Consider the following 23,253-nt stretch of genomic DNA (forward strand, 5'->3'; position numbering starts at 1 on the left):
CATCGGCCCGTTGGCTACTAGCGGGTAACCTTTGGGAGGCCGAATCGTGGCACGCGAGATCACCCGGGTGGGCGTGGTGGGGCTGGGCACGATGGGGGCCGGGATCGCGGAGGTCCTCGCGCGCAGCGGGCTCAGTGTGACCGCCGTCGAGATCGACGACGAGGGTGTCGCTCGCGGGCGCGGGCACTTGGAACATTCGACGGATCGTGCGCTCGCGAAGGACAAGCTCGACGCGAAAGCGCGCGAGGAGCTTCTCGGCCGCATCACCTACACCACCTCGCTTGCCGAACTCGCCGACAGCGAACTCGTCATCGAGGCCATCCCGGAAGGTCTTGCGCAGAAGGCCGAGGTGTTCTCCCAGCTCGACAAGATCACCGGCCCCGAAACGATCTTCGCCTCCAACACGTCCTCGCTGTCGGTCACCGAGATCGGGGTGCACACCGCGCGGCCGGGCAAGGTCGTCGGGATGCACTTCTTCAACCCGGCGCCGGTGCTCAAGCTCGTCGAGATCGTGCGGACCGTGGTGACCGAGCCGGACGTGGTCACCGACGTCGTCGAATTCGCCGGGAAACTCGGGAAAACGCCCGTGGTGATCGGCGACCGCGCCGGGTTCATCGCGAACGCGCTGCTGTTCGGCTACCTCAACCACGCGGTGCGGATGTACGAACAGCGCTACGCCTCGCGGGAGGACCTCGACGCCGCGATGCGGTTCGGCTGCGGCTATCCCATGGGCCCGCTGGCACTGCTCGACCTCATCGGCCTGGACACCGCGTTCCAGATCCTGGAGACGATGTACCGCCAGTCCCGCAACCGGCTGCACGCGCCCGCGCCGCTGCTGAAGCAGATGATCACCGCGGGCCTGCTCGGCCGCAAGAGCGGGCGCGGGTTCTACACCTACGACGCGCCCGACTCGCCGACCGTCGTCGCCGACGGCCTCGAAGTGTCCACTGAGGACTCCGACGCGGTGCGGGCGGTGCGTTCGGTCGGTGTGATCGGCACCGGCACCATGGCGACCGGCATCGTCGAGGTGTTCGCGAAGCGCGGGTACCCCGTCGTGCTCAAGGCGCGCAGCGCCGAAAAGGCGGATGCGGCGCTGGCGAAGGTGCGCAAATCGCTCGACAAGGCCGTTTCGAAGGGAAAACTGTCCACTGAGGACGCTGAGTCCGCACTGAGCAGGATCACTCCCGCCGTCGACTACGCCGAACTGTCCGATGTGGACCTCGTGGTGGAGGCGGTCGCCGAGGTGCTCGAGGTCAAGCAGGAGGTGTTCGCGGCACTGGACGCGGTCGCCAAACCGGGCGCCGTACTGGCGACGACGACCTCCTCGCTACCGGTGATCGAGTGCGCGGCCGCGACCGCGCGCCCGTCGGACGTGCTCGGCCTGCACTTCTTCAACCCGGCGACGGTGATGAAGCTGGTCGAGGTGGTGCGCACCATCGCGACCGCGCCGGAGGTCGTCGCGACCGCGCACGCGGTGTGCGGCGATCTCGGGAAGCGTCCAGTCCACTGTGGAGACCGGGCGGGCTTCATCGTGAACGCGCTGCTCTTCCCGTACCTCAACGACGCGGTGAAGATGCTCGAAGCGCACTACGCCGAAGTCGCCGACATCGACACCGCGATGAAGGTCGGCTGCGGCCTGCCGATGGGCCCGTTCGAACTGCTCGACGTGGTGGGACTGGACGTTTCGCTGGCGATCGAGCGGACGCTGTTCGACGAGTTCCGCGAAGAGGGCTTCGCCCCCGCGCCGCTGCTGGAACACCTGGTGACCGCCGGGCGGCTCGGTCGCAAGACCGGCAAGGGCTTCCACGACTACACCTGAGCCGCCGTTCGCCTTTGGCAGGGGTTCCTGCGCCGCAGCGCTGCCCCTGAAGTCGCCCTTCGGGAATCTGATGCGACTTTTTCCACGCTCGCGGGCGGGCGCCCGGGCCGCTCTTGCCCTGAAGGGGCCCTTGGGGGAATCTGATGCCGCGAAGGGGTCCTTGAGGGCATGGGTGTGGCTGTGTCGTATGTCGTGAGGGGTGAGATTGTGGCGTCTGATTCCCTGAAGGCGTCTTTCGGGGCGTTAGCAGCGCTTTGTTTCGCGTTGCGAGGGGCGAGGATGCGGCGGTGGACGCTCTGAAGGTGCTTTTGAGGGCGGGTGCTGGGATTTCGCGGTTCGCGTTGCTTTTTCGTTTCCGTGCTGGTGTCCCGAAAGGGGGCTTCCTGGGTGTGGATGCCGCGGAGGTGGCCCCGTGGCCTGCTCTGCTCCGGGCCGGATTCCCTGAAGGGGCCCTTGGGGGAATCTGATGCCGCGAAGGGCGCCTTCAGGGCATCAGCATCGCCGCGCCGTAGTCCGCGAGGGCCGAGATTGGGGCGTCAGATTCCCCGAAGGCGCCTTTCGGGGAATGCGGGCACCTCGCCACTCGACCCCGATGGGGCGAGTTGACATTCGTCATGCGGGGGTCGTGACGCCTGCTCACTACCGGAGGTCCGGCGCCTGAACCAGAGTCGTTCCCGTGAACAGCAACGAGAACAGCCAAGCGCTGCGGGTGCGCGGTGCGTCGCACTCCTACGGCGCGAACCTCGCGCTCGACGGCGTCGACCTCGACGTCGCCACGGGGGAGTGCGTGGCGCTGCTCGGCCCGAACGGGGCGGGCAAGACCACACTGGTGAACCTGGCGATCGGCCTGCTGCCGCGCCAGCACGGCGAAATCCTGCTCGCGGGCGGCGATCCCCGGCGCGCCACGACCCGGCGCAGGCTCGGCGTCGTGCAGCAGACGCTCGGGTTCCCGACCACGCTCAAGGTGGGGGAGATCGTGGCGGGGGCCGCGATCAGGGCGGGGTGCTCGAAGAACGTCGCGGGCCCGGTGCTCGCCGAACTCGAGCTGACCGAGCTCGCGGGCCGTCGCGCGGCCAAGCTGTCCGGCGGGCAGCGGCAACGGGTCCAGCTCGCGATGGCACTGGTCGCCGACCCGGCGCTGCTCGTACTGGACGAGCCGACGGTCGGCCTCGACGTGCCGGCCCGCAGGCGGTTCTGGGACCTGCTCGCGCGACGGCGCGCGCGGGGCACCGGGGTACTGGTCACCACGCACCTCATCGAGGAGTCGGCCGCGGTGGCCGATCGCGTCGTCGTGCTGGACCACGGGCGGGTGCTGGCCACCGGCACGCCCGGCGCACTCGTCGGCAGGCTGCCGGACCGCACCGTCACGGCGCGGACCAGCCTCGGGCGCGAGCGGCTGGTCCTGCTGCCGGGGGTGGTCTCGGTCGACCGGGACGGTGAGCACGTGCGGCTCACCACCCGGTCGCCCGAGACCTTGCTGCGGGTCCTGCTGGCCGAGGATCCCGGGCTGTCGGAGCTGCGGGTGGAAGGCGCGGGCCTGGAAGAAGCGGTACTCGCGCTCACGAGCGGTGCGGAGGTGGCGGCATGAGCACCGTGACAAGAGACGGCCTGACCGCGCGGTTGTTCGGGGTCGAGTTCCTCGACGAGCTGAGGGCGATCGTGCGGGAGCCGACGTCGCTGCTGTTCTCGATCGTGATGCCGATCGGCATGTTCGTGCTGTTCGTTTCCTTGTTCGGCAAGGGGAACTCGGAGTTCGGCGGCCCGGTGGGGACCCAGATGGTGGCGACCTTCGGCACCTTCGGAGTGCTCGCCGTGGCGCTGCTGAACCCCGGCACGAGCGTGGCGGCCGACCGCAACCGCGGCTGGCTGCGGGCGAAACAGGTCTCCGGCGTGCCGGTCGGGGTCACGCTCGCGGCGAAGGTCGCTTCGGCGCTGCCCTACGCGCTCGGCCTGCTGATCGCGATGACGGTGGCCGCGAGGCTGACCGGGGCGCTGACCGCGCCGCCGGTGAAGCTGCTCGCGATCGCCGGGATCCTGCTCCTCGGCGCGCTGCCGTTCGCGCTGCTCGGGCTCGCCGTCGGGTTCGTCGCCAGCCCGAACGCCACGGCCGCCGTGCTGAACGCGGTCCTGCTGCCGTCGGCGGTGTTCAGCGGGCTCTGGATGCCGCTGGAGATCATGCCGGAGTTCGTCCGGGACCTCGCGCCCTTCCTGCCGACCTACCACCTGGCCCGGCTCGCGATGACCCCGCTCTACGGTGGCGAGGTCTTCGTGCACGTGCTGGTGCTGCTGGGGACGACCGCGGTGACCGCGACGCTGGCCGCGGTGGCCTATCGTCGTGGCAAACCATGACCACTCCACCGGCCGCGAAAACCGCCACGCGCTCCTCGTCGTGGCGTTTCTCGCGGTGGGTGCACCTCGTCTACCTGCTGATCCCGCTGTTCCAGCCGGTGTTCGACCCGAGCGCGGGCGCGGCGGACTGGGTGATCGCCGGGATCATCATGGCGGGCGGCGGCGCGTTGACGGTCATCGGCGGCCTGCGGCCGGAGATCGCGCGCTGGGGCTCGTGGGTGCCGCTCGCCGTGTTCATGGTGTGCACCGTGTGGCTGAACTCGGGTGCCTCGGTGCTGATCGTCTACGCGGCCGTGATCGCCGCGCGCACCGAGTCGCGCCGGGTCGCGTTCCGCCTGTTCGTCGCGTTCACGCTGCTGCTTTTCGTGACGATCCCGGTGATGCCCGTCGAATGGCCGTGGCGGCTGTGGAGCGTGCTGCCGTCGCTGCTGTTCACCTGGGTCATCGGGCTCGCGGCCGTCGAGGAGGCGGAGCGGGAGCGGACCGCGACCGAGCTGCGCCTGCGCAACGCCAGGATCGAGCACCTCGCCACGGTCACCGAACGCGAACGCATCGCGCGCGACCTGCACGACCTGCTCGGGCACTCGCTCACCGCCGTCGTCATGCGCGCGCAGCTGATCGCGGCGGATCCGGCGAGGGCCGTCGAAGAAGCGGGCGAAATCGAGAAAACCGCGCGCGACGCGCTCGCCGAGGTCCGCACCGCGCTGACCGGCTGGCGCCAGGCGAGCCTCGACCGCGAGCTGGAATCCGCGAAGGCCGCGCTCGACTCCCTCGGCGTCGAACTGGTGGTGCGGCGCGATCCCGGCCTCGTGCTCGTCGGGTCGACCGAACACGAACTGGCGCTGGCGCTGCGCGAGGCCGTCACGAACGTGGTGCGGCACGCGAAGGCGCGCACCTGCCACATCGGCATCCACCGCGAGCACGGCGAAGTGCGCCTGGTGATCGCCGACGACGGCGTCGGCGGGAAGTTCCGCGAAGGCACCGGCCTGACCGGCATGCGCGAGCGGGTCACCGCGCTCGGCGGGCGGATCGAGCGGATGACGGCGGCGGGCACCACGGTGACCATCGCGGTGCCGCTGGAGGTGGCAATGTGAGCGGGGTGATCAGGATCGTGCTCGCCGAGGACCAGTCCATGGTGCTCGGCGCCTTCGCCGCGCTGCTCGACCTGCAGGCGGACATCGAGGTCGTGGCCACCGCGACCACCGGCGACGCCGCGCTCGCCGCGGTCGCGGAGCACCGGCCCGACGTGCTGCTCACCGATATCGAAATGCCGGGGAAGACCGGCCTCGACGTCGCGGCGGAACTGCTCCGGCGCGAGGACCCCGTGCGCGTCCTGATCGTCACCACGTTCGCGCGCAGCGGCTACCTGCGTCGCGCGCTCGACGCGGGCGTCGCGGGGTACGTGCTCAAGGACGCACCGATCGGTGACCTCGCCTCGGCCCTGCGCCGGGTGCACGCGGGCGAGCGCGTCGTCGCACCCGAACTGGCCGTCGCCGCGTGGGACGGCGCGGACCCGCTGACCGACCGGGAACGCGAGCTGCTGCGGGAAGTCACCACGGGAGCGTCCAATGCGGACATCGCGAAACGCCTGCACCTCGCCGAAGGCACCGTCCGGAACTACCTCTCGGCGGCCATGGCGAAACTGGGCGCGCAGAGCAAGGCGCACGCGGCGACCATCGCGCGCGAACGGGGCTGGCTGTAACCGCTCGAAGTCCCTGAAGGGCACCTTGAGGGCATCTGGAGGGCATCCATCCGGCGGAGCCTCAGCCGCCGGACCCCAGCCGCCGGAGCCTTACCCGCAGCAGCCTCCGCCGCAGCAGCCGCCGCCCTGAGCGGGTGCGGCCGCGGCTCCGGTCAGCGCGACCGTGGTCAGCAGCTTGACGGTGTCCAAATGACCACCGGGGCAGGCGGCGGGTGCCGACGACTCGCTCATCGGCCGGTTCAGCTCGAACGTCCGAGTACAGTCGCGGCAGCGGTAGGCGTAGGTCGGCATGCGCCCATTATCGGGCTCGCGCCGATCCGAGGGGAAGTGGCAAGGTGTCGGGGTGGCTGAACCGGCGCTCCCGCACCCGCATCTCGCCCAGGTCGTCCCGTCCGCGCTCGCCGCGCTCGGCGTGCCCGATTTCTCAGGCACGCTCGGGTTTCCGGAGATTTCGCGCGGGTGCGTGCTGCTGATCGACGGGCTCGGCAGGGAACTGCTGGACACCTACGCCGCCGACGCGCCGGTGCTGGCGGAACTGGCGAAGGGCACGCTGCGCGTCGGCTACCCGTCGACGACGGCGGCGGGGCTGGCCGCGATCGGCACCGGGGTGGCCGCGGGCGAGCACGGCATGACCGGGTACAGCTTCGAACTGCCCGGTGTCGGCGTGCTGAACGCGTTGCGCTGGAGCAGCCACGAGGACGGCGGTGACCTTCGCGGTGCGGCGCCGCCGAGGGAGGTGCAACCGCTGCCGACGACGTTCGAGCGCGCCGCGGCGGCCGGGATCCACACGAGCGTGGTGTCGGCCGCGCAGTTCAAGGACACGGCGCTGACCGAGGCGGTGCAGCGCGGCGCGCGGTACGCCGGGGTGCACGCGCTGGGCGATCTCGGCGCGGGCATCCTGCGCGCGCTCGAACCGTCTCCCTCGTTCTGCTACGGCTACCACGGCGACCTCGACCTGGTCGGGCATCTGCACGGCCCGGGCTCGATGGCGTGGCGGTTCCAGCTCCGCCAGGTCGACCGGCTCGTCGAGTCCGTTGTGGACGGTCTGCCGCCCGGTTCGATGCTGGCCGTGGTCGCCGACCACGGCATGGTCACCGTGCGGGACAAGCTCGACCTCGAGGACGAGCCCGAACTCCTCGACGGGGTGCGCGCGTTCGGCGGGGAGGTGCGCGCGCGGCACCTCTACACGGAAGCGGGTGCCACCGCCGATGTGCTCGCCGCCTGGCGATCGGTGCTCGGTCGCCGGGCGTGGGTGCGGTCGAGGGAAGAGGCGGTCGAGGAGGGCTGGTTCGGCCCGGTTTCGAGCCGCGTCCTGCCCCGGATCGGGGATGTCGTGGCCGCCGCCCGCGATGAGTTCGGCATGGTGCGCGGGCTCGCCGAGGCGGTCGAGACCTCGCTCGTCGGGCAGCACGGCTCGCTGACCCCGGCGGAACAACTCGTGCCGCTGGCGATCGCGCTCGGCTGAGCCGGTTACCGTGGTTTCGTGCCCAGACGAAACCGGCCGGGGCGCGGCCGCCGCGACGAACCCGTGCTGGGTGGCGCCACCGGGTGGGCCAGCGCCGAGTCCGGCCCCGACGGCGAGTGGCTGGTGCGCAGCGTCCCCGGCGCGCAGGCGGTCAAGACCTACCGGTGCCCCGGCTGCGATCACGAGATCCGGCCCGGCGTGCCGCACGTGGTGGCCTGGCCCGCCGACGAGACCGGGTCCTCCGCCGACCGCAGGCACTGGCACCGCGCGTGCTGGCAGTCCCGCGCGACGAGGCGGCCGAGCCGGTGGTGAGGATCGGGCCCAACACGGTGCTGCCCGCGGTCCGCGAGCCGGTCGCCCTGCGCACCGCCGACGGCCTGCGGCTCGTCGGTGAGCTGGCGCTCCCGGAAGGCCGCGAGCCGGCGGCGACCGTGATCATGCTGCACCCGCTGCCGACGCACGGCGGCTCGATGGACTCCCACGTGCTGCGCAAGGCCGCCCGGCGGTTGCCAGCGCTGGCGGGGCTCGCGGTGCTGAGGTTCAACACCAGGGGCACCGAGAGCGTGGAAGGCCGGAGCGAAGGGTCGTTCGGCTCGGCCGAATCGGAACGCCACGACGTCGCCACCGCGCTGGACTTCGCCCGTGCGCGCGCGTTGCCGGAGGTGTGGCTGGCAGGCTGGTCGTTCGGCACCGACCTCGCCGTCCGGTACGGGCTCGACCCGTTGGTCCGCGGCCTCGTGCTGATCGCGCCCCCGATGCGCTGGAGCACACCGGAGCACCTCGCGCGCTGGGCGCCGTCGGGCAAACCGGTGACCGCGCTCGTCCCCGAGCACGACGACTTCCTGCGCCCCGACGGCGTGCGCGAGCGCTGCGCGGTCCTGCCCGGTGCGCGCGTGGTGGCGCTGACCGGGGCGAAGCACCTGCTGGTCGGCCACGCGGACGAGGTGCTCGACGAACTGGCCGCCGCGATCCTCCCCGGCCGCACCCCGCTGCCGAGAGAATGGCCCGTCCCGACCGGAACGGGCCGGGCCTAGTCCTCCCCGCCTTTCGGGTGCGGGCCGTGCCCGCCGGATCTCCACAACGCGTACACCGTCGACAACGCGCCGGTGATGGACACCAGCTTGGCGACATCGGCGTCCAGCGCGACCAGCGTCACGACGGTGGCCAGCACGGCGATCAGGGCGACCAGATCGGTCGGCGTCGGACCTCGGCGAGGGTGGTCGGCCATGGCAGCCCTCTCTTGTCGGGTGGTGGAGTGCAGGCCACGCTATCGGGTAGAGTTCTATCGATAAAAACTACCCAACCCAGTGATAGAAGGAGTTCGGTTTGGCTGCGGCTCCCCGGCGCGCCGGAAGGCCACGACGGGAACTGAAAGGGGTTTCCGCCGAGGCGAACCAGCTTGCGGAGCTTCTCCTCGAGCAGATCGATGCTGCGGGCCTGTCCGTCGAAGCGGTGCACGAGCGCATGCGGTCCCCGGCGTTTTCGGTGGCCACGCTGTACCGGAGGCTCAGGGGCGAGCTCCTCCACGTCGACGGGCAGCTTTACCTCGACGCGGTACTCGAGGTCTGCACTCCCGAAGAGCAGAGGGAAGCCGTACGGGAGCGGGCCGAGCCGCTGTTGGGCACCTTCGCCGGGCAACGCGACACCGCGGCGGAGGAGAACGACGAGCCGTCCGACAGCGCGGATGGCCTGGCGAGCGAGCTGGCTGCTGCCAGGGCGGAAATCAAGACGCTCCAGCAGGAGCTTCTGAGGGTGGAGCGCGAGCGCCTGCGAGACGAGCGGGAACGGCTCCTCGCTTCTGCCGCTGACACTGAGAAAACAGGGCAGGTGGTGTCGGCCCAGGCGATGCGGGCCATCGCGCAACTAGGCGAGGAAGTCCGGGAGCTGCGGCGTGCCCTCGGCTCGGCCAACACCGCGCCGGGCACGCCCGCCGCCGCGCGGGAAACCGCGCCACCCGTGCTGCACCAGATCCCGGAGAACCCTGCCGAGACCGACACCGAGCTGGAGACCGTCCACGAAGCATGGCGCCGGATGGACCCGGACGGAACTCGCACGGCTTCGGTGTTGCGCCGGACGCTCGACACCGTGCTAGACGGCGAACGCACCGGTCGCTACCAGTGGTCCCAGCTTTCGAAGGTCGAGAAGACCTACTTCGTGTCGCGTGTCGAACGCGAGCTGTCCCACGAGTTCGACCAGGTCGGCGGCCAGCTCATGCCGTTCGCCCTCGACGGCGTCGAGGTCGGCATCCGGTATTCCTCCACCGGGTCCTGGTCGATCCCGCGGGAAGCGGTGTCGAAGCCCTGCCTGCTCGTCCGGATGGACGACAGCCGTGCGCAGTGCAGTGCCGGGCTGGTCCGCGTGCGCCCGGAGTTCCTGTCGGAGAGCGCCAACCGGGACGGGAAGCGAACGCTCAACCGGGCGGGCCTCGCGGCCGTGCGCCACCTGTTCCAGCAGGAGCTGCCCTCGAACGTCCTGTCCGGCCTGTCCGAGGAAGACCGGGCCGCGATCTTTTCGCGCACGAGCGGGCAGCAGCGAGTGGAAGAACTCCTGCGCCGAGCGCAGGGAGTCGCGATCGGCCGCACCGCGTTCGTCACGGTCGCGAAGCAGGCCGAGGGGCTCAAACGCGCACGGGATGCGCGGAGATCCCTTGCCGGGCAAGGGATCATCGTCCTCGGGGCGGTGCACGACCACGCGAAGGCGCTGAAGGGGCTGGGGTTGCCGTCGTTGCGGAAGGGCGAGTTGGTCAGCCTGCGGCTGGTGCGCGGGCGACCCGGTCGCGGCGGTGCGCCGGGGATCATGCTCGGCGCGGACCGCTGGGTCCCGGCTCGGCCGGACGACCCGGTGCAGGAACTCCCGTACCCGTACGAACGGCTGATCTCACCCGGGGCGACCGGTCAGCGGCGGTAGTGCCGCGAGTAGAGGCCGTGGTGCAGGCTCTGGCTGTACCGGGTGAACCCGAGCCGTTCGGCGACCCTGATCGACGCGTGGTTGCCGATCGCCACGCTGATCACCACCGGGGTGTCCGGCATGGACCGCTCCGCCCAGTCGACGGCGGCGGTCGCGGCCTCGGTGGCGTACCCGTTGCCCCACGCGCTCGGTTTCACCCGGTAGTACAGGTTGAGCACGTCCTCGCCGCCGAAATCGCGGTACTGCACGCCGCCGGTGCCGAGGAATTCGCCCGTTTCCGCCTCGATGATCGCGAAGTACCCGAATCCGTGGTGCGCCCAGTGCGTGAGCCAGCCGGTGAACTTTTCCCTCGCCTGTTCGCGCGTGACCGATTCCGGGGTGAACCGGTTGGCGCGCGGGTCGAGCTGGATCTCCAGCGAACGCGCGCGGTCCGACTCGCGCAACGGGCGCAGCAGCAGGCGCGGCGTCCTGATCTCCTCGACCATCCCCACTTGCTCGGTCACCCCGGCACCGTAGACCCCAGGTCCGACACAATGGCGGACATGCTGGATCTTCCCCTCGTCCTCCTGCACGCGTTCCCGCTCGATTCGCGGATGTGGAACGACATCCGCGAGCCGCTTTCCCAGCGCGCGCGGCTGATCACCCCGGACCAGCGCGGCCTCGGCAGGACACCGCTGCCCGTGACGAGCCGCGAGCCGAGCCTCGACGACGCCGCCCGCGACCTGGTGGCGCTGCTGGACAAGCTGGAACTGGAGCAGGTCGTCCTCGGCGGTTGCTCGATGGGCGGTTACGTGGCCCTCGCGCTGCTTCGCCTGGCGCCCGAGCGCGTCGGCGGGCTGGTGCTGATCGACACGAAGGCGTCGGCGGACAAGCCGGAGGCCGCCGAGAACCGGCACGCGCTCGCGAAGCGCGCCGACGACGAAGGCATCGAGGGATGGCTGGCCGGTCAGCTGCTGCCCAACCTGCTCGCGGAGTCGACGCTCGGGAGCAGGCCGGACATCGCCGAGACGGTGCGCGACCTGGTCGAATCGCAGCCTGCCCCGGGGATCGCGTGGGCGGCCCGCGCGATGGCGGCGCGCCCGGACTCGGCCGGGCTGCTCCCCGGCGCCGACGTGCCCGCGCTCGTCCTCGTCGGCGAACACGACACGCTCACCCCGTACGCGGAGGCGTCCGCGATGGCCGAGGCGCTGCCCCGCGCGGAGCTGGTCACCGTGCCGGGCGCCGGGCACCTGACCCCGCTCGAACACCCCGCCGCGGTCTCCGGCGCGATCCTCGACTGGCTCGGCTGAGCGTCAACCGGGGGACGGGAAGTAGGCCGCGATCGCGTCCTCGCCGGCGGCCTCCGCCATCGAACCGGCGTCCCACGCCCGCGGGCCGCGCCAGGTGCCTTCGCCGCAGGCCAGGTTCGTGCGAGGTGAACCGCCGCAACGTGACCGGAAGACCGCGCGCCTCGTGCGGGCCCGCGTCGTCGAGAGGTGAGACGACGCGCACACCCCGCCCGGCACCCCGTTCGGCACCCCGTCCGGCGAGGTAGCGCGACAGCTCGACGTCCCGGCGCAGCCACGGGCGGGAATCGGGGCGCGCCGGCAACGTCGTCCCCAGCTTCACCAGCACGTTCGACCGCTCGCGCGGAACGACCGGATCGGCTGACGGCAACGCGAACCGGGTACCCGCATCGAGTGCCGCCGCGACCGCGGACGTGGTGACCGCGTCGGTCATGGGCGGATCTTGCCAGCCGGTGCGCGCGACGCGGAGTACCGAGGGCTACGATCCCCTTAGCGGACTGTCCGGACCTCGTTCCGGCGTTCGCGAACTCGATCCAAATTACAGTGTTGGAGGCAGGAGTGACGGCCGTAGCCCCCAAGCCGATCGCCACGCGCCCGTATCCCGCGCGCGAATCGGTCAAGGGTTCGTACCTGCTGCGGTTGTTCCGCACGACGGACCACAAGCAGATCGGCATCATGTACCTCGTGACGTCGTTCGCCTTCTTCATGGCGGGCGGCGCGATGGCGATGCTGATCCGCAGTGAGCTCGCCAGGCCGGGGCAGCAGTTCCTTTCCCAGGAGCAGTACAACCAGCTCTTCACCATGCACGGCACGGTGATGCTGCTGCTGTACGCGACCCCGATCCTGTTCGGCTTCGCGAACTTCGTCCTCCCGCTGCAGATCGGCTCGCCCGATGTCGCGTTCCCGCGGTTGAACGCGTTCTCGTACTGGCTGTACCTGTTCGGCGGCATCATCGTGATGTCCGGCTTCCTGACGCCGGGTGGCGCCGCGGACTTCGGGTGGTTCGCCTACACCCCGCTGTCCGACGCGATCCACTCGCCGGGTGTCGGCGCCGACCTCTGGATCTCCGGCCTGGTCATCTCCGGTCTCGGCACCATCCTCGGCGCGGTCAACATGATCACCACGGTGATCTGCCTCCGCGCGCCGGGCATGACGATGTACCGGATGCCGATCTTCACCTGGAACATCCTGGTCACCAGCATCCTGATCCTGCTGGCGTTCCCGATCCTGACCGCGGCGCTGATGGGCCTGCTCGCCGATCGGCACCTGGGCGCGCACGTGTTCGACCCGGCGAACGGCGGCGTCATCCTCTGGCAGCACCTGTTCTGGTTCTTCGGCCATCCAGAGGTCTACATCGTCGCGCTACCGTTCTTCGGGATCGTGTCGGAGATCTTCCCGGTGTTCAGCCGCAAGCCGATCTTCGGCTACAAGGGCCTGGTCTGGGCGACGCTGGCGATCGCCGCGCTGTCCGTCGCGGTGTGGGCGCACCACATGTACGCGACCGGTTCGGTGCTGCTGCCGTTCTTCTCCTTCATGACCTTCCTGATCGCGGTGCCGACCGGTGTCAAGTTCTTCAACTGGATCGGCACGATGTGGAAGGGGAACCTGAGCTTCGAGACGCCGATGCTGTTCTCGGTCGGCTTCATCGTCACGTTCCTCTTCGGCGGTCTCACCGGCATCCTGCTGGCCGCGCCCGCGATCGACTTCCACGTGTCCGACAGCTACTTCGTCGTCGCGCACTTCCACTACGTGCTCTACGGCACGATCGTGTTCGCCACGTTCGCCGGGATCTACTTCTGGTTCCCGAAGATCACCGGCCGCATGATGGACGAGAAGCTCGGCAAGTGGCACTTCTGGACCACGTTCATCGGGTTCCACGGCACGTTCCTGGTCCAGCACTGGCTCGGCGCCGAGGGCATGCCGCGCCGGTACGCCGACTACCTGGCGACCGACGGGTTCACCACGCTGAACACGATCTCGACGATCGGCGCGTACATCCTCGGCGCGTCCACGCTGCCGTTCATCTGGAACGTGTTCAAGAGCTACCGCTACGGCGAGCTCGTCACGGTGGACGACCCGTGGGGCTACGGCAACTCGCTCGAATGGGCGACGAGCTGCCCGCCGCCGCGGCACAACTTCACCGAGCTGCCGCGCATCCGGTCCGAGCGCCCCGCGTTCGAGCTGCACTACCCGCACATGATCGAGCGCATCCACGCCGAAGGCGAGATCACCTTCACCGGTAAGCCGAAGGCGCACGCCGGGGCGAAGGCGCCGTCGCAAGTGCTCACCGACGCCGTGATACCCGGTGACCACAGCAAGGACAACTCGGGCGAGCAGTGAGCGGTCAGGGGCAGACGCCGGTTCTGATCACGATCACCGGTCCTGACAAACCCGGTGTCACTTCGGTGCTCTTCGCCGCGCTCACCCGGCACGGCGTCGACCTGCTCGACGTGGAGCAGGTCGTCATCCGCGACCAGCTCGTGCTCGGTGTGCTGGTCGGGGTGAGCAGCGACCCGGAGGCCCTGCAGGAGGCCGTCGAGCAGGCGATGGCCACGCTCGCCATGAACGTCGAAGTGCGGATCGGGTCGGCCATCGGGGCCGACCCGTTTGCGCCGTCGCGGATCGGGTCCACGCACGTGCTGGTGGTGCTGGGCCGCCCGCTGACCGCGCGCGCGTTCACCGAGGTGGCCAGGAAGATGGCCTCGCTCGGCACGAACATCGACACCATCCGCAGCATCGCGGACTACCCGGTGACCGGGCTCGAGGTGTACGTCTCTGCGGCGAACGAAAGCGAAGAGGCGGACGCCGAGCTGCGTGCCGCGGTCGCCGACGTCGCGTCGAACGGCGGGCTGGACGTCGCCATCGAGCGGGCGGGCCTGGCTCGGCGGTCCAAGCGCCTGATCGTGTTCGACGTCGACTCGACGCTGGTCCAGGGCGAGGTCATCGAGATGCTCGGCGCGCACGCCGGGGTCGAGCCGCAGGTCAGGGAGATCACCGAGGCCGCCATGCGCGGCGAGCTGAACTTCACCGAATCGCTGGAACAGCGCGTCGCGCTGCTCGAAGGCCTGCCGGTCTCCGCGCTCGACGAGGTCGCCGATTCGCTCGAACTCACCGCGGGCGCGCGGACCACCGTGCGCACGCTCAAGCGGCTCGGGTTCCGGTGCGGGGTCGTCTCCGGCGGGTTCACCGCGATCATCGACCGGCTGGTTGACGACCTCGGCCTCGACTTCGCCTCCGCGAACGAGCTGGAAGTCGCCGACGGCAAGCTCACCGGCCGCGTCGTCGGCGAGGTCGTGGACAGGGCGGGCAAGGCGACCGCGTTGCGCCGCTTCGCCACCGAATACGGCATCCCGCTCGCGCAGTGCGTCGCGGTCGGGGACGGTGCCAACGACATCGACATGCTGGCCGCGGCCGGCATGGGCGTCGCGTTCAACGCCAAGCCGGCGCTGCGGGAGGTCGCGGACACCGCGCTTTCCCACCCCTACCTCGACGCGGTCCTGTTCACCCTCGGCATCACGCGCGCCGAGGTCGAAGCGGCGGACGCGGCCGACGGCCTGCAGCCAGAGCGGCTGTGAACCCGGTTCTCCGGCCGCTCGCCGCGCGCTACGCGGAGTGGCTGCACCTCCCCGCGGCCGAGGCCGCGGACGTTTCGGACGAGCAGCCGGATCAGGTGCGGGCGATGCCGGTGATCCTGCGCTTCGAGAAGGCCGATCCGCCTGGCCGCACGCCCCTGCTGGAGGCCGCCGCGGCGGCCGCGGTCGCGGTGTGCCTCGACGAGCGCGCCGTCGCCGAGGACGGCGAGTGGCACGAGGCCGTGAACGCCTGGATCGACGGGCGGATCCGCAAGGTTTCCCGCCGCGCCCGCGGCGCGCACTGGGAGGCCGTCCAGGAGCTGCCGGGGATCACCGTGGAGGTCGGCGGCGCGCAGGCCCGCGCGCTGGTGCCCGGCCGCGTGGTCGACAACCCGAAAGTCGTTTCCCGGCTGCAGGTTTCGGGCAGCGAGCTGGCCTCCGACGAGCCGGGCCCGGTGCCGGACGGCGTGCCGGTGCTCTACCTCAACCCGGCCGCCGGGATGACCGTCGGCAAGGCCGCCGCCCAGGTCGGCCACGGCACCATGATCCTGGCCTCGCTGCTCGGCGACGACGATCTCGGCGGCTGGGCGAAGCGGGATTTCCGCTGTGCCGTGCGCATTCCCGATGCCACCACGTGGAACGCGCTGCACCCCGGCGCCGATCCCGGCCTAGCGTGGCGGGAGCGAGGCGTGGTCGCCGTGCGGGACGCGGGGTTCACCGAGGTGGCGCCCGGGACCGTCACCGTGCTCGCGCAATGGTTCCCGGCTGGTCAAGGGAGTGTGTGATGGGGCTTGAAGTCCAGCGTGCGGGCGAACACCGGTTCGTGGGCCGCAACGAGCGCGGCGCGGAGGTGGTGCTGGGGCGCAAGGGGCAGGACGGCGCGTTCTCGCCTGCCGAACTGCTCCAGATCGCCGTCGCGGGCTGTTCCGCGGTGACCGCGGAGGAGCTGATCACGCGGCGCGTCGGCGAGGACTCGGAGTTCCGCGTGCACGTCACCGCGGACCGCCGCGAAGGCGCGTGGGAACTCGACGGCGTGCACGGCCGTTTCGAAGTCGACCTGTCGACATTGCCCGCGGCCGAGCGCGAGGCGCTGGCCACGGCGGTGGAGCGGGCGATCGACCGGCTCTGCACGGTGACCCGCACGCTGCGCAAGGGAATCCCGGTCACCGAAGAGTTCCCCACGGCCTGAGCGCGCGGATCAGCTCGCGTCGCTCGCACGCCAGACGACGTAGGCCTCGTCGGCGTCGGTGGTCATGGCCTCGATGAACTTCTCGTTGTCGAAGCCGGGCAAGGTCTGCAGGCGCTCGATGAGCGCGTCCGCGGCGGGGTCGCCGCTGGGGACCGCGGTGCCGGTGCCGTCGGCGGCCGCGAGCATCAGGAACACGTCCTCTTTCCACGGGCCCTCGGGAATCACCCTGATCACCACGGAGGACAACTCCGACCAGGCGACGGACTCCTCGCTGCCGTCGGCCAGCTGACGGCGAACCCCGGTGTCGTCGACACTGACCGAGCGCGAACGCGCGCTGGCTGAGTCCTGGGACAAGACGCTCTCCCTAGCTTCTTTGCGTTCTGTTAACGGTACTTCGACGGCACGCGGGTGCTCAGGCGGGGGCCGCGTCGTCGAGTCTTCGCAACGCCGCTCTCGCCACCTCGGGGTCGAGGGTCGGCCACAGCGGGGGGAGCGAAGCCTTGAGGAAACCGCCGTACCGCGCGGTGGCCAGCCGCGAGTCCAGCACCGCGACCACACCGCGATCGGTGGTCGAGCGATGCAGGCGGCCGGTGCCCTGCGCCAGCAGCAGCGCCGCGTGCGTCGCGGCGACGGTGAGGAACCCGTTGCCACCCCTGGCTTCCACCGCGCGCTGCCGTGCGGAGGCGACCGGGTCGTCGGGGCGGGGGAAGGGCAGCCGGTCCACCACGACGAGCTGGAGCGACGGGCCGGGCACGTCCACGCCCTGCCACAGCGAGAGCGTGCCGAACAGGCAGGTGCGCGGGTCGTCGGCGAACTTCTGCACCAGCAGCGAGGTCGAATCCTCGCCCTGGCACAGGATCGGGTGCTCGATGCGGTCGCGCAGCTCCTCGGTGGCCTGCTTCGCCGCGCGCATCGAGGAAAACAGGCCGAGCGTGCGCCCGCCCGCCGCGCCGATCAGCTCGGCCAGTTCGTCCAAGGTGGACTTCGCCAGCCCGTCCCTTCCCGGTGCGGGCAGGTGTTTCGCGACGTACAGGATGCCGTTGCGCGGGTAGTCGAACGGCGAGCCGACGTCGAGGCCGGTCCAGTTCGGCGCGTCGTCGTCGGCGGGCGGCGCCTTGTCCGTCGCCGTTCCCTCGGCCTTCTTCGCCGATTGCGACGGGGGAAGGCCCCATTGCCGTGCCAGCGTGTCGAAGGTGCCGCCCAGCGTCAGCGTCGCCGAGGTGAGCACGGTGGTGTTCACGTTGAACAGGCGTTCGCGCAACAGGCCCGAGACGGACAGCGGGGCGACCTTGAGCGCGGGCGGGCGCGGGCTGGGCGAGAACTTGTCGTTCTGGAGCCACACCACGTCCCGCTGGTGCGCGCGGTCCTCGTCGTAGGCCTCGATGAGCCGGACGGCCGTGTCGTGCACCTCGTCGAGCAGCGAGCGGGCGAGCTTGCGCGCCGTGGCCTCCTCGACCTCCTCCTTGCGATCCGAGCCCAGTGCCGAGATGCACGCGTGCGCGGCGTCGCGCACCGCGGCGATCGACCCGCCGAGCGCCTTCGGCAACTCGTCCATCCGGCCGGGCGGCGCGTCGTCGAGCATGAGGGTGAGCCCGTCGGCGGCCTCCATCAGCCGGTCCGCGATATCGGCGTCGATGAGCTTGCCGCAGCGGCGGACCGCGGCCGAGACCATCGGGCTGGTCAGCTCGCCGGTGGCCACCGAGGTCACCCTGTCCACCAGGTCGTGCGCCTCGTCGATGATCACCATGTCGTGCTCGGGGAGCACCTGGTAGCCCTGCAGCGCGTCGATCGCGAGCAGGGCGTGGTTGGTGACCACGATGTCGGCCCGCCCCGCCTCGCCGCGGGCGCGCTCGGCGAAGCAGTCGACGCCGATCGGGCAGCGCGAGACGCCGAGGCATTCCTTCGCGGTCACCGAAACCTGCCGCCACGCCTGGTCGGACACGCCGGGCACCAGCTCGTCCCGGTCACCGGTCTCGGTGTCGGACGACCATTCGTAGAGCCGCTTGACGTCCTTGCCGAGCCTGGACACCGCGAACGGGTCGAACAGCGCGGGATCTTCCGGCTCCTCCGGCGCGCCGGTGTCGAGCCGGTGCAGGCACAGGTAGTTGCGCCTGCCCTTGAGGATGGCGAAGGTGGGCTCGCGCCCCAGCGGCTTCTTCAGCGCCTTCGCGAGCCGGGGCAGGTCGCGGTCGACGAGCTGGCGCTGCAACGCGATGGTGGCCGTGGAGACCACCACGGTGGCTTCCTTCTCGACCGCGTGCCGGATCGCGGGCACCAGGTAGGCCAGCGACTTCCCGGTGCCGGTACCCGCCTGCACGGCCAGGTGCTCGCCGGTGCGGATGGACCGCCCGACCGCCTCGGCCATCCGCACCTGACCCTCGCGCTCGGCGCCCCCGACCGCTTCGACCGCGTGGGTCAGCAGTTCGGATACACCGGGGAAGTCCTTGCGGGAGGGCACGCGCAAACGGTACCGGGGGACCCCGTCAGTTCCGCCGAGGCTGCCCCGGAACGCGCGAACACCCCCGGCCGGTCACCGGGGGCGTTCGACGGGTTCGCGGGGTCAGTCCTGGTCACGGACCTTCCGCACGAGCGCCCACGCCGCGGGCAGCAGGCCCGCCGCGACGACGATCTTCAGCGCATCGCCGATGAGGAACGGCAGCATGCCCTTCTCGAACGCGCCGCTGAAGCCCAGCGAAGCCGACGCCATCAGCCACGGCACGCCGACCGCGTAGACGACGGCGTTGCCGAGCACCATCGTGCCGATCATGCGCAGTGGCGTGCGGTCACCGCCCTGCGCCGCGAGCTTGCCCACCAGTGCGGCGGCGAAGACGAAGCCGACGATGTAACCGGCCGAGGCGCCGAAGAGGCCCGACGTGCCGTTGTTGAACCACGGCACGCCTGCCGCGCCCATGGCCAGGTAGAGCAGCAGCGCGGCGGCGCCGCGCTGCCAGCCGAGCGCGGTGCCGACGAGCAGGGCCGCGAACGTCTGACCGGTCATCGGGACCGGGCTGCCCGGCACCGGCAGCACGACCTGGGCGGCGAGCCCGGTCAGCCCGGCGCCCGCGGCGACCAGTACGACGTCACGGGTCAGCGCGCCCGGCACCAGGTCCGCCAGCACGGGCCGCCTGCCGGTCAAGGACAACGAAGACACTCCGACCTCCCGATAGTTCACGCAAACGTGTCGATGGAGATTAACGCCGCACACCGTCGAGTGGCTGCCCCAGTTGTGTTCCTCACCCGTTGTCAGGGGTCGACACGTCAGGGTGGACTCCATTCGAGCAGGTCACGCGGGCCCTGGTGAGTGCCGATGGACGTAGGGGACAAGTGGTGAGTCGAAGGGAGTGGCGATGCGCAAGGGCGAGCGGGTGCTGACGGTGCTGACGGTGTGCGGGGGACTGCTGGCGGTGGCGCCGGCGGCGGAGGCGGTGCCGGTGACCGCGATGGCGGCGGGTTCGCTGGGGTCCGCCGATGTCACCGTGGGCACCCAGGCGGTGCACGCGGCCCCGATCGCGGTGTGCGAGGTAGGCGGCACGCTGCAGAACACCTCGAGCGGCGCCTCCGTCGGCACGACCACCAAGTACGGCCGCGGTGACACCACGTGCACGCGCGACGCGAACGGCACCGCGAGCGCGAAGGCCACCGGCCAGCGGTTCGAGACGTCGATCCTGAAGCAGTTCGGCGGGCCCGTGATCAAGGTCCGCAGCTACACCGCGGGTTGCACCACCACCGCGAACGGCAGCAGCGGCTACATGGAGATCGGCGGCGTCAGCGGGCTGACCGTGCCGACCGACATCCCGGCGAACTACACGGTCGCGATCCCCGGCAAGAACGCGGGCGACCCGCCGATGGCCGAGGTCGTGGTGAACGAGCTGATCGCGCCGACCCCGCCGGACGGCAGCCTCGCCACGCACGCGATGCACATCAAGCTGTTCCCCCAGGGCGGCCCGGCGAGCGGGGACATCATGGTCGGCAGCGCGAGCTGCGACCCGTACGGCGGCTGAGCGGGCTCCCCTGCGGGGCAGCGCGAGTTCTTGCGAGGGCCGAGCGTCACCCCGTGGCGGCGGTGACGAACCGGGTCGCGCGCGTGCTCAGTGCGTCGAGGCTGCCGCCGGTCAGCGCGTCCCCGAGCAGCGGCGACGCGGCCGCGACGGCGACGGCTCCCGCGCCCAGGTAGGCGTCCACGTCGGACAGTTCGACCCCGCCCGTCGGCACGAGCGGGACGTCGGGCAGCGGTGCGCGCACGGCCTTCACGAAGGCGGGGCCACCCGCTTCGCGCACCGGGAACACCTTCACCGCCGCGGCCCCGAGGTGCCACGCCTGGTCGATCTCGGTCGGCGTGAAGGCGCCCGCGAGCACCGGGACGCCCCGTTCCCGAGCCCGTTCGAGCACGGCGGGGCTGACCGTGGGCGTGACGAGGAAGCCCGCGCCCGCGTCGACGGCGGTGTCGACGTCCGACGGCAGCCGCACGCTGCCCGCGCCGACGAGGGCGTCCTCGGGCAGCGCGCCCCTGATCGCGGTGATCGAGGCGGCGGCGCCCGGCGTGGTGAGGGTGGCTTCCAGCAGGCGCACCCCCGAGGCGTACAGGACGCTGGCGACCTCGGTGAACCGGGACGTGTCCCCGGCACGCAGGATCGCGACCAGCCGGTGCCGCCGCAAGAGGTCGATCATTGCTGCCCCTTCGGGGTGCCTCGGTGGGTGACGCCCGCCTTGTCGAACTCCCGCAGCGTGTTCGCGACGCTGGGGTCGGCGATCCCGGCCGTCAGGTCGAGCGCGACGTGCACCGAGAAGCCTTCCTTCGCCGCGTCGAGCGCGGTGGCCCGCACGCAGTAGTCGAGCGCGATACCGCCCAGTTCGACCTCGGTCACGTCGCGGGCGCGTAACCAGTTCGCGAGCGTTTCGCCGTCGTCGGTGTGGCCTTCGAACCCCGAATACGCGGCGCTGTAATGGCCCTTCGAGAACACCGCGGTGATCGGCACGACGTCGAGCGCGGGGTGGAACGACGCGCCGGGTGTCCCCGCGACGCAGTGCGGCGGCCACGAGTCCACGAAATCGGGGCTGTCGCTGAAATGCGCACCGGGATCGATGTGGTAGTCCCTGGTCGCGACGATGTGGTCGTAGTCCCCGGACGCCATGCGCGCGCCCATGCCCGCGGCGACCGCGCCGCCACCGGGCACCGCGAGCGAACCGCCCTCGCAGAAGTCGTTCTGCACGTCGACGACGATCAGCGCCTTGGCCATTTTCCGTCCCCTCTAGAGGAAAACCGTCGGGATCGCGGGCTCGCCGTGCGAGAGCTTCAAGCCCTCCCACGGCAGGCTCACGAGCGCCTTGCGGAGGCGTTGCCTGCTGTCTTCGAGGGTAGGCAGCCCGTCCACCGTGACGCCGTCGCGCACGAGCGGGATCTGCAGTTCGCGGTCGTGCTCGCCCAGCTCCGGCTTCGCCGCGGTGGCGGGGTAGACGACCTCCTCCACCGCGGTGCCGGTCTCGCGGTGGCGGCGGAGCGCGAACTTCCGCCCGCCGCGGGATTCCTTGTGCGTGCTGCGCTTCGCGACCGGCCTGCCGTCGACCTCGACGAGCTTGTAGACCATGCCCGCGGTCGGCGCGCCGGATCCGGTGACCACCGACGTGCCGACCCCGTAGGCGTCCACCGGCTCGGCGCGCAGCGCGGCGATCGCGTGCTCGTCGAGATCGCCGGAGACCACGATCCTGGTGTCCTTCGCGCCGAGCGAGTCGAGCTGCTCGCGTGCCTTGCGCGCGAGCACGCCGACGTCACCGGAATCGATCCGGATCGCGCCCAGCTCCGATCCCGCGACGCGCACCGCGGTTTCGACGCCCGCGGTGATGTCGTAGGTGTCGACGAGGAGTGTGGTGTCCGCGCCCATCTTCGCGACCTGCGCGCGGAACGCCTCTTCTTCGCTGTCGTGCAGGAGCATGAACGCGTGCGCGACCGTGCCGCGCGTCGGGATCCCGTAGCGGCGGCCCGCTTCGAGGTTCGAGGTGGTGGCGAACCCGGCGAGGTAGGAGGCGCGCGCGGCGGCGACGGCCGCGTACTCGTGCGTGCGGCGCCCGCCCATCTCGATGATCGGCCTGCCGTGCGCGGCACCGGACATCCGCGCGGCAGCCGACGCGATCGCGCTGTCGTGGTTGAAAATCGACAGCAGCACGGTTTCCAGCACGACCGCCTCGGCGAACGTGCCGCGCACGGTCAGCAGCGGTGAGCCGGGGAAGTACAGCTCGCCCTCGGGATAACCGTCGATGTCACCGGAAAACGTGTAGTCCGCGAGCCAGGCCAGCGTCGCGTCGTCGACCACCGCGGTCGATTCCAGTTGTGCCAGCTCGGCGTCGGTGAACCGGAAGTCGGCGATCGCGTCGAGCGCGCGTGCGGTACCGGCCACCACGCCGTACCGCCGCCCGTCGGGGAGCCTGCGGGCGAACACCTCGAACACGCACGGGCGAGCGGCCGTGCCGTCGGCGAGCGCGCTGCCCAGCATGGTCAGCTCGTAGTGGTCGGTCAGCAAGGCGGTCGTCGCCGAGAAGCCGGGAGCCGCGAAGTCGGGTGAGCCCATGGCCAAAGCCTATGTGGCGAAGACCCTAGTCACCCGTTTGGAGCTACCTAGTCGCCCACCGGGGAACGCCTTCGTGACACCATGGAGCGCATGACCACGCCTGTCCATGCCGAACAGACGCAGGTTGAGCCACTCGGGTCCGATGTGGCCGCCGAGGACAAGCCGTGGCAGACGGTCGTCTGGAACGATCCCGTGAACCTGATGTCCTACGTGACCTACGTTTTCCAGAAACTCTTCGGCTACAGCCGTGACCATGCCACGAAGCTCATGCTCGACGTGCACCACAAGGGCAAGGCGATCGTGTCCTCGGGCACCAAGGACAAGTGCGAAGGCGATGTCGCCCGCCTGCACGCGGCGGGGTTGTGGGCGACCATGGAACAGACCACGTGAGGTGAAGGGCT

The 23,253-nt window shown here is 70.8% G+C and carries 25 protein-coding genes; 16 read left to right on the forward strand and 9 right to left on the reverse strand.

What is annotated here, in order from left to right:
- Positions 1-46: 46 nt before the first annotated feature.
- From ABD256_RS26795 to ABD256_RS26815, 5 genes are all read left to right on the forward strand, one after another.
- A complete protein-coding gene (locus ABD256_RS26795; protein ID WP_344424586.1) occupies positions 47-1,819 on the forward strand; it encodes a 3-hydroxyacyl-CoA dehydrogenase family protein in 1,773 nt (590 codons plus the stop codon).
- 676 nt (positions 1,820-2,495) lie between these two features.
- The gene (locus ABD256_RS26800; protein ID WP_344424589.1) at positions 2,496-3,407 is read left to right on the forward strand and encodes an ABC transporter ATP-binding protein; all 912 of its coding nucleotides are present in this window, start codon (positions 2,496-2,498) and stop codon (positions 3,405-3,407) included.
- Positions 3,404-4,168, forward strand: coding sequence for an ABC transporter permease (locus tag ABD256_RS26805; protein WP_344424592.1), 765 nt, complete (start codon positions 3,404-3,406; stop codon positions 4,166-4,168). The genes ABD256_RS26800 and ABD256_RS26805 overlap by 4 nt, the downstream gene beginning before the upstream one ends.
- Positions 4,165-5,262 (forward strand): sensor histidine kinase, encoded by a 1,098-nt coding sequence (locus ABD256_RS26810; protein ID WP_344424595.1) that lies wholly within the window; start codon positions 4,165-4,167, stop codon positions 5,260-5,262. Before ABD256_RS26805 ends, ABD256_RS26810 begins: the two co-directional genes overlap by 4 nt.
- Before the next feature lie 5 nt (positions 5,263-5,267).
- Entirely contained in the window at positions 5,268-5,870 is a 603-nt protein-coding gene (locus ABD256_RS26815; RefSeq protein ID WP_344424869.1) for a response regulator transcription factor, read from the forward strand.
- Between the two features lie 90 nt (positions 5,871-5,960).
- On the opposite strand, the gene ABD256_RS26820 is transcribed toward ABD256_RS26815, so the two are convergent.
- A complete protein-coding gene (locus ABD256_RS26820; RefSeq protein ID WP_344424598.1) occupies positions 5,961-6,161 on the reverse strand; it encodes an FmdB family zinc ribbon protein in 201 nt (66 codons plus the stop codon).
- A 52-nt stretch (positions 6,162-6,213) separates the two neighbouring features.
- Here ABD256_RS26820 and ABD256_RS26825 point away from each other — a divergent pair, with 52 nt between their 5' ends.
- Genes ABD256_RS26825 through ABD256_RS26835 form a run of 3 tightly spaced genes read left to right on the forward strand, consistent with a single transcriptional unit; the run spans position 6,214 to position 8,369 of the window.
- The gene (locus ABD256_RS26825) at positions 6,214-7,335 is read left to right on the forward strand and encodes an alkaline phosphatase family protein (RefSeq protein ID WP_344424600.1); all 1,122 of its coding nucleotides are present in this window, start codon (positions 6,214-6,216) and stop codon (positions 7,333-7,335) included.
- 18 nt (positions 7,336-7,353) lie between these two features.
- Complete coding sequence (locus tag ABD256_RS26830; protein WP_344424602.1) at positions 7,354-7,647, forward strand: hypothetical protein; 294 nt, start codon at positions 7,354-7,356, stop codon at positions 7,645-7,647.
- A complete protein-coding gene (locus tag ABD256_RS26835) occupies positions 7,605-8,369 on the forward strand; it encodes an alpha/beta hydrolase (protein WP_344424605.1) in 765 nt (254 codons plus the stop codon). The genes ABD256_RS26830 and ABD256_RS26835 overlap by 43 nt, the downstream gene beginning before the upstream one ends.
- On the opposite strand, the gene ABD256_RS26840 is transcribed toward ABD256_RS26835, so the two are convergent.
- Positions 8,366-8,563, reverse strand: a complete 198-nt coding sequence (locus tag ABD256_RS26840; RefSeq protein WP_344424608.1) for a hypothetical protein — start codon at positions 8,561-8,563, stop codon at positions 8,366-8,368. The two genes, ABD256_RS26835 and ABD256_RS26840, sit on opposite strands and share 4 nt — an antisense overlap.
- A gap of 98 nt (positions 8,564-8,661) precedes the next feature.
- Here ABD256_RS26840 and ABD256_RS26845 point away from each other — a divergent pair, with 98 nt between their 5' ends.
- A complete protein-coding gene (locus ABD256_RS26845; protein ID WP_344424611.1) occupies positions 8,662-10,242 on the forward strand; it encodes a NaeI family type II restriction endonuclease in 1,581 nt (526 codons plus the stop codon).
- Here the strand turns inward: ABD256_RS26845 and ABD256_RS26850 are convergent.
- Complete coding sequence (locus ABD256_RS26850; RefSeq protein ID WP_344424614.1) at positions 10,230-10,745, reverse strand: GNAT family N-acetyltransferase; 516 nt, start codon at positions 10,743-10,745, stop codon at positions 10,230-10,232. The genes ABD256_RS26845 and ABD256_RS26850 overlap by 13 nt on opposite strands.
- A gap of 39 nt (positions 10,746-10,784) precedes the next feature.
- On the opposite strand from ABD256_RS26850, the gene ABD256_RS26855 reads away from it, so the two are divergent.
- The 5 genes from ABD256_RS26855 to ABD256_RS26875 all read left to right on the forward strand — a co-directional run bounded on the left by ABD256_RS26855 (position 10,785) and on the right by ABD256_RS26875 (position 16,289).
- Complete coding sequence (locus ABD256_RS26855) at positions 10,785-11,531, forward strand: alpha/beta fold hydrolase (RefSeq protein ID WP_344424617.1); 747 nt, start codon at positions 10,785-10,787, stop codon at positions 11,529-11,531.
- Positions 11,532-12,086: 555 nt separating this feature from the next.
- The gene (gene ctaD, locus ABD256_RS26860; protein ID WP_344424620.1) at positions 12,087-13,868 is read left to right on the forward strand and encodes an aa3-type cytochrome oxidase subunit I; all 1,782 of its coding nucleotides are present in this window, start codon (positions 12,087-12,089) and stop codon (positions 13,866-13,868) included.
- Positions 13,865-15,103: a phosphoserine phosphatase SerB gene (gene serB, locus ABD256_RS26865; RefSeq protein ID WP_344424623.1), complete on the forward strand. Its 1,239-nt coding sequence runs from the start codon at positions 13,865-13,867 to the stop codon at positions 15,101-15,103. Before ctaD ends, serB begins: the two co-directional genes overlap by 4 nt.
- On the forward strand, positions 15,100-15,885 hold the full coding sequence (locus ABD256_RS26870) for a peptidyl-tRNA hydrolase (RefSeq protein WP_344424626.1): 786 nt from the start codon (positions 15,100-15,102) through the stop codon (positions 15,883-15,885). The genes serB and ABD256_RS26870 overlap by 4 nt, the downstream gene beginning before the upstream one ends.
- Entirely contained in the window at positions 15,885-16,289 is a 405-nt protein-coding gene (locus ABD256_RS26875; protein ID WP_344424628.1) for an OsmC family protein, read from the forward strand. Before ABD256_RS26870 ends, ABD256_RS26875 begins: the two co-directional genes overlap by 1 nt.
- Before the next feature lie 9 nt (positions 16,290-16,298).
- Here ABD256_RS26875 and ABD256_RS26880 read toward each other — a convergent pair whose 3' ends face one another.
- From ABD256_RS26880 to ABD256_RS26890, 3 genes are all read right to left on the reverse strand, one after another.
- Positions 16,299-16,643, reverse strand: coding sequence for a hypothetical protein (locus tag ABD256_RS26880; RefSeq protein WP_344424630.1), 345 nt, complete (start codon positions 16,641-16,643; stop codon positions 16,299-16,301).
- 58 nt (positions 16,644-16,701) lie between these two features.
- The gene (locus ABD256_RS26885) at positions 16,702-18,747 is read right to left on the reverse strand and encodes an ATP-dependent DNA helicase (RefSeq protein ID WP_344424632.1); all 2,046 of its coding nucleotides are present in this window, start codon (positions 18,745-18,747) and stop codon (positions 16,702-16,704) included.
- A gap of 102 nt (positions 18,748-18,849) precedes the next feature.
- Positions 18,850-19,440, reverse strand: coding sequence for a biotin transporter BioY (locus ABD256_RS26890; protein WP_344424634.1), 591 nt, complete (start codon positions 19,438-19,440; stop codon positions 18,850-18,852).
- A 196-nt stretch (positions 19,441-19,636) separates the two neighbouring features.
- Between ABD256_RS26890 and ABD256_RS26895 the strand changes: the two genes are divergently transcribed.
- Positions 19,637-20,290: a hypothetical protein gene (locus tag ABD256_RS26895; protein WP_344424637.1), complete on the forward strand. Its 654-nt coding sequence runs from the start codon at positions 19,637-19,639 to the stop codon at positions 20,288-20,290.
- 46 nt (positions 20,291-20,336) lie between these two features.
- Here ABD256_RS26895 and ABD256_RS26900 read toward each other — a convergent pair whose 3' ends face one another.
- The 3 genes from ABD256_RS26900 to ABD256_RS26910 are packed head-to-tail and all read right to left on the reverse strand — an operon-like array spanning position 20,337 to position 22,852.
- A complete protein-coding gene (locus ABD256_RS26900; protein ID WP_344424640.1) occupies positions 20,337-20,957 on the reverse strand; it encodes a bifunctional 4-hydroxy-2-oxoglutarate aldolase/2-dehydro-3-deoxy-phosphogluconate aldolase in 621 nt (206 codons plus the stop codon).
- Positions 20,954-21,526: an isochorismatase family protein gene (locus ABD256_RS26905; protein ID WP_344424644.1), complete on the reverse strand. Its 573-nt coding sequence runs from the start codon at positions 21,524-21,526 to the stop codon at positions 20,954-20,956. The genes ABD256_RS26900 and ABD256_RS26905 overlap by 4 nt, the downstream gene beginning before the upstream one ends.
- Positions 21,527-21,538: 12 nt before the next feature.
- Complete coding sequence (locus ABD256_RS26910; protein WP_344424647.1) at positions 21,539-22,852, reverse strand: nicotinate phosphoribosyltransferase; 1,314 nt, start codon at positions 22,850-22,852, stop codon at positions 21,539-21,541.
- 90 nt (positions 22,853-22,942) lie between these two features.
- Here ABD256_RS26910 and clpS point away from each other — a divergent pair, with 90 nt between their 5' ends.
- On the forward strand, positions 22,943-23,242 hold the full coding sequence (clpS, locus tag ABD256_RS26915) for an ATP-dependent Clp protease adapter ClpS (RefSeq protein WP_344424650.1): 300 nt from the start codon (positions 22,943-22,945) through the stop codon (positions 23,240-23,242).
- Positions 23,243-23,253: the final 11 nt, after the last annotated feature.

Source organism: Amycolatopsis minnesotensis (assembly GCF_039529815.1).
GTDB lineage: Bacteria > Actinomycetota > Actinomycetes > Mycobacteriales > Pseudonocardiaceae > Amycolatopsis > Amycolatopsis minnesotensis.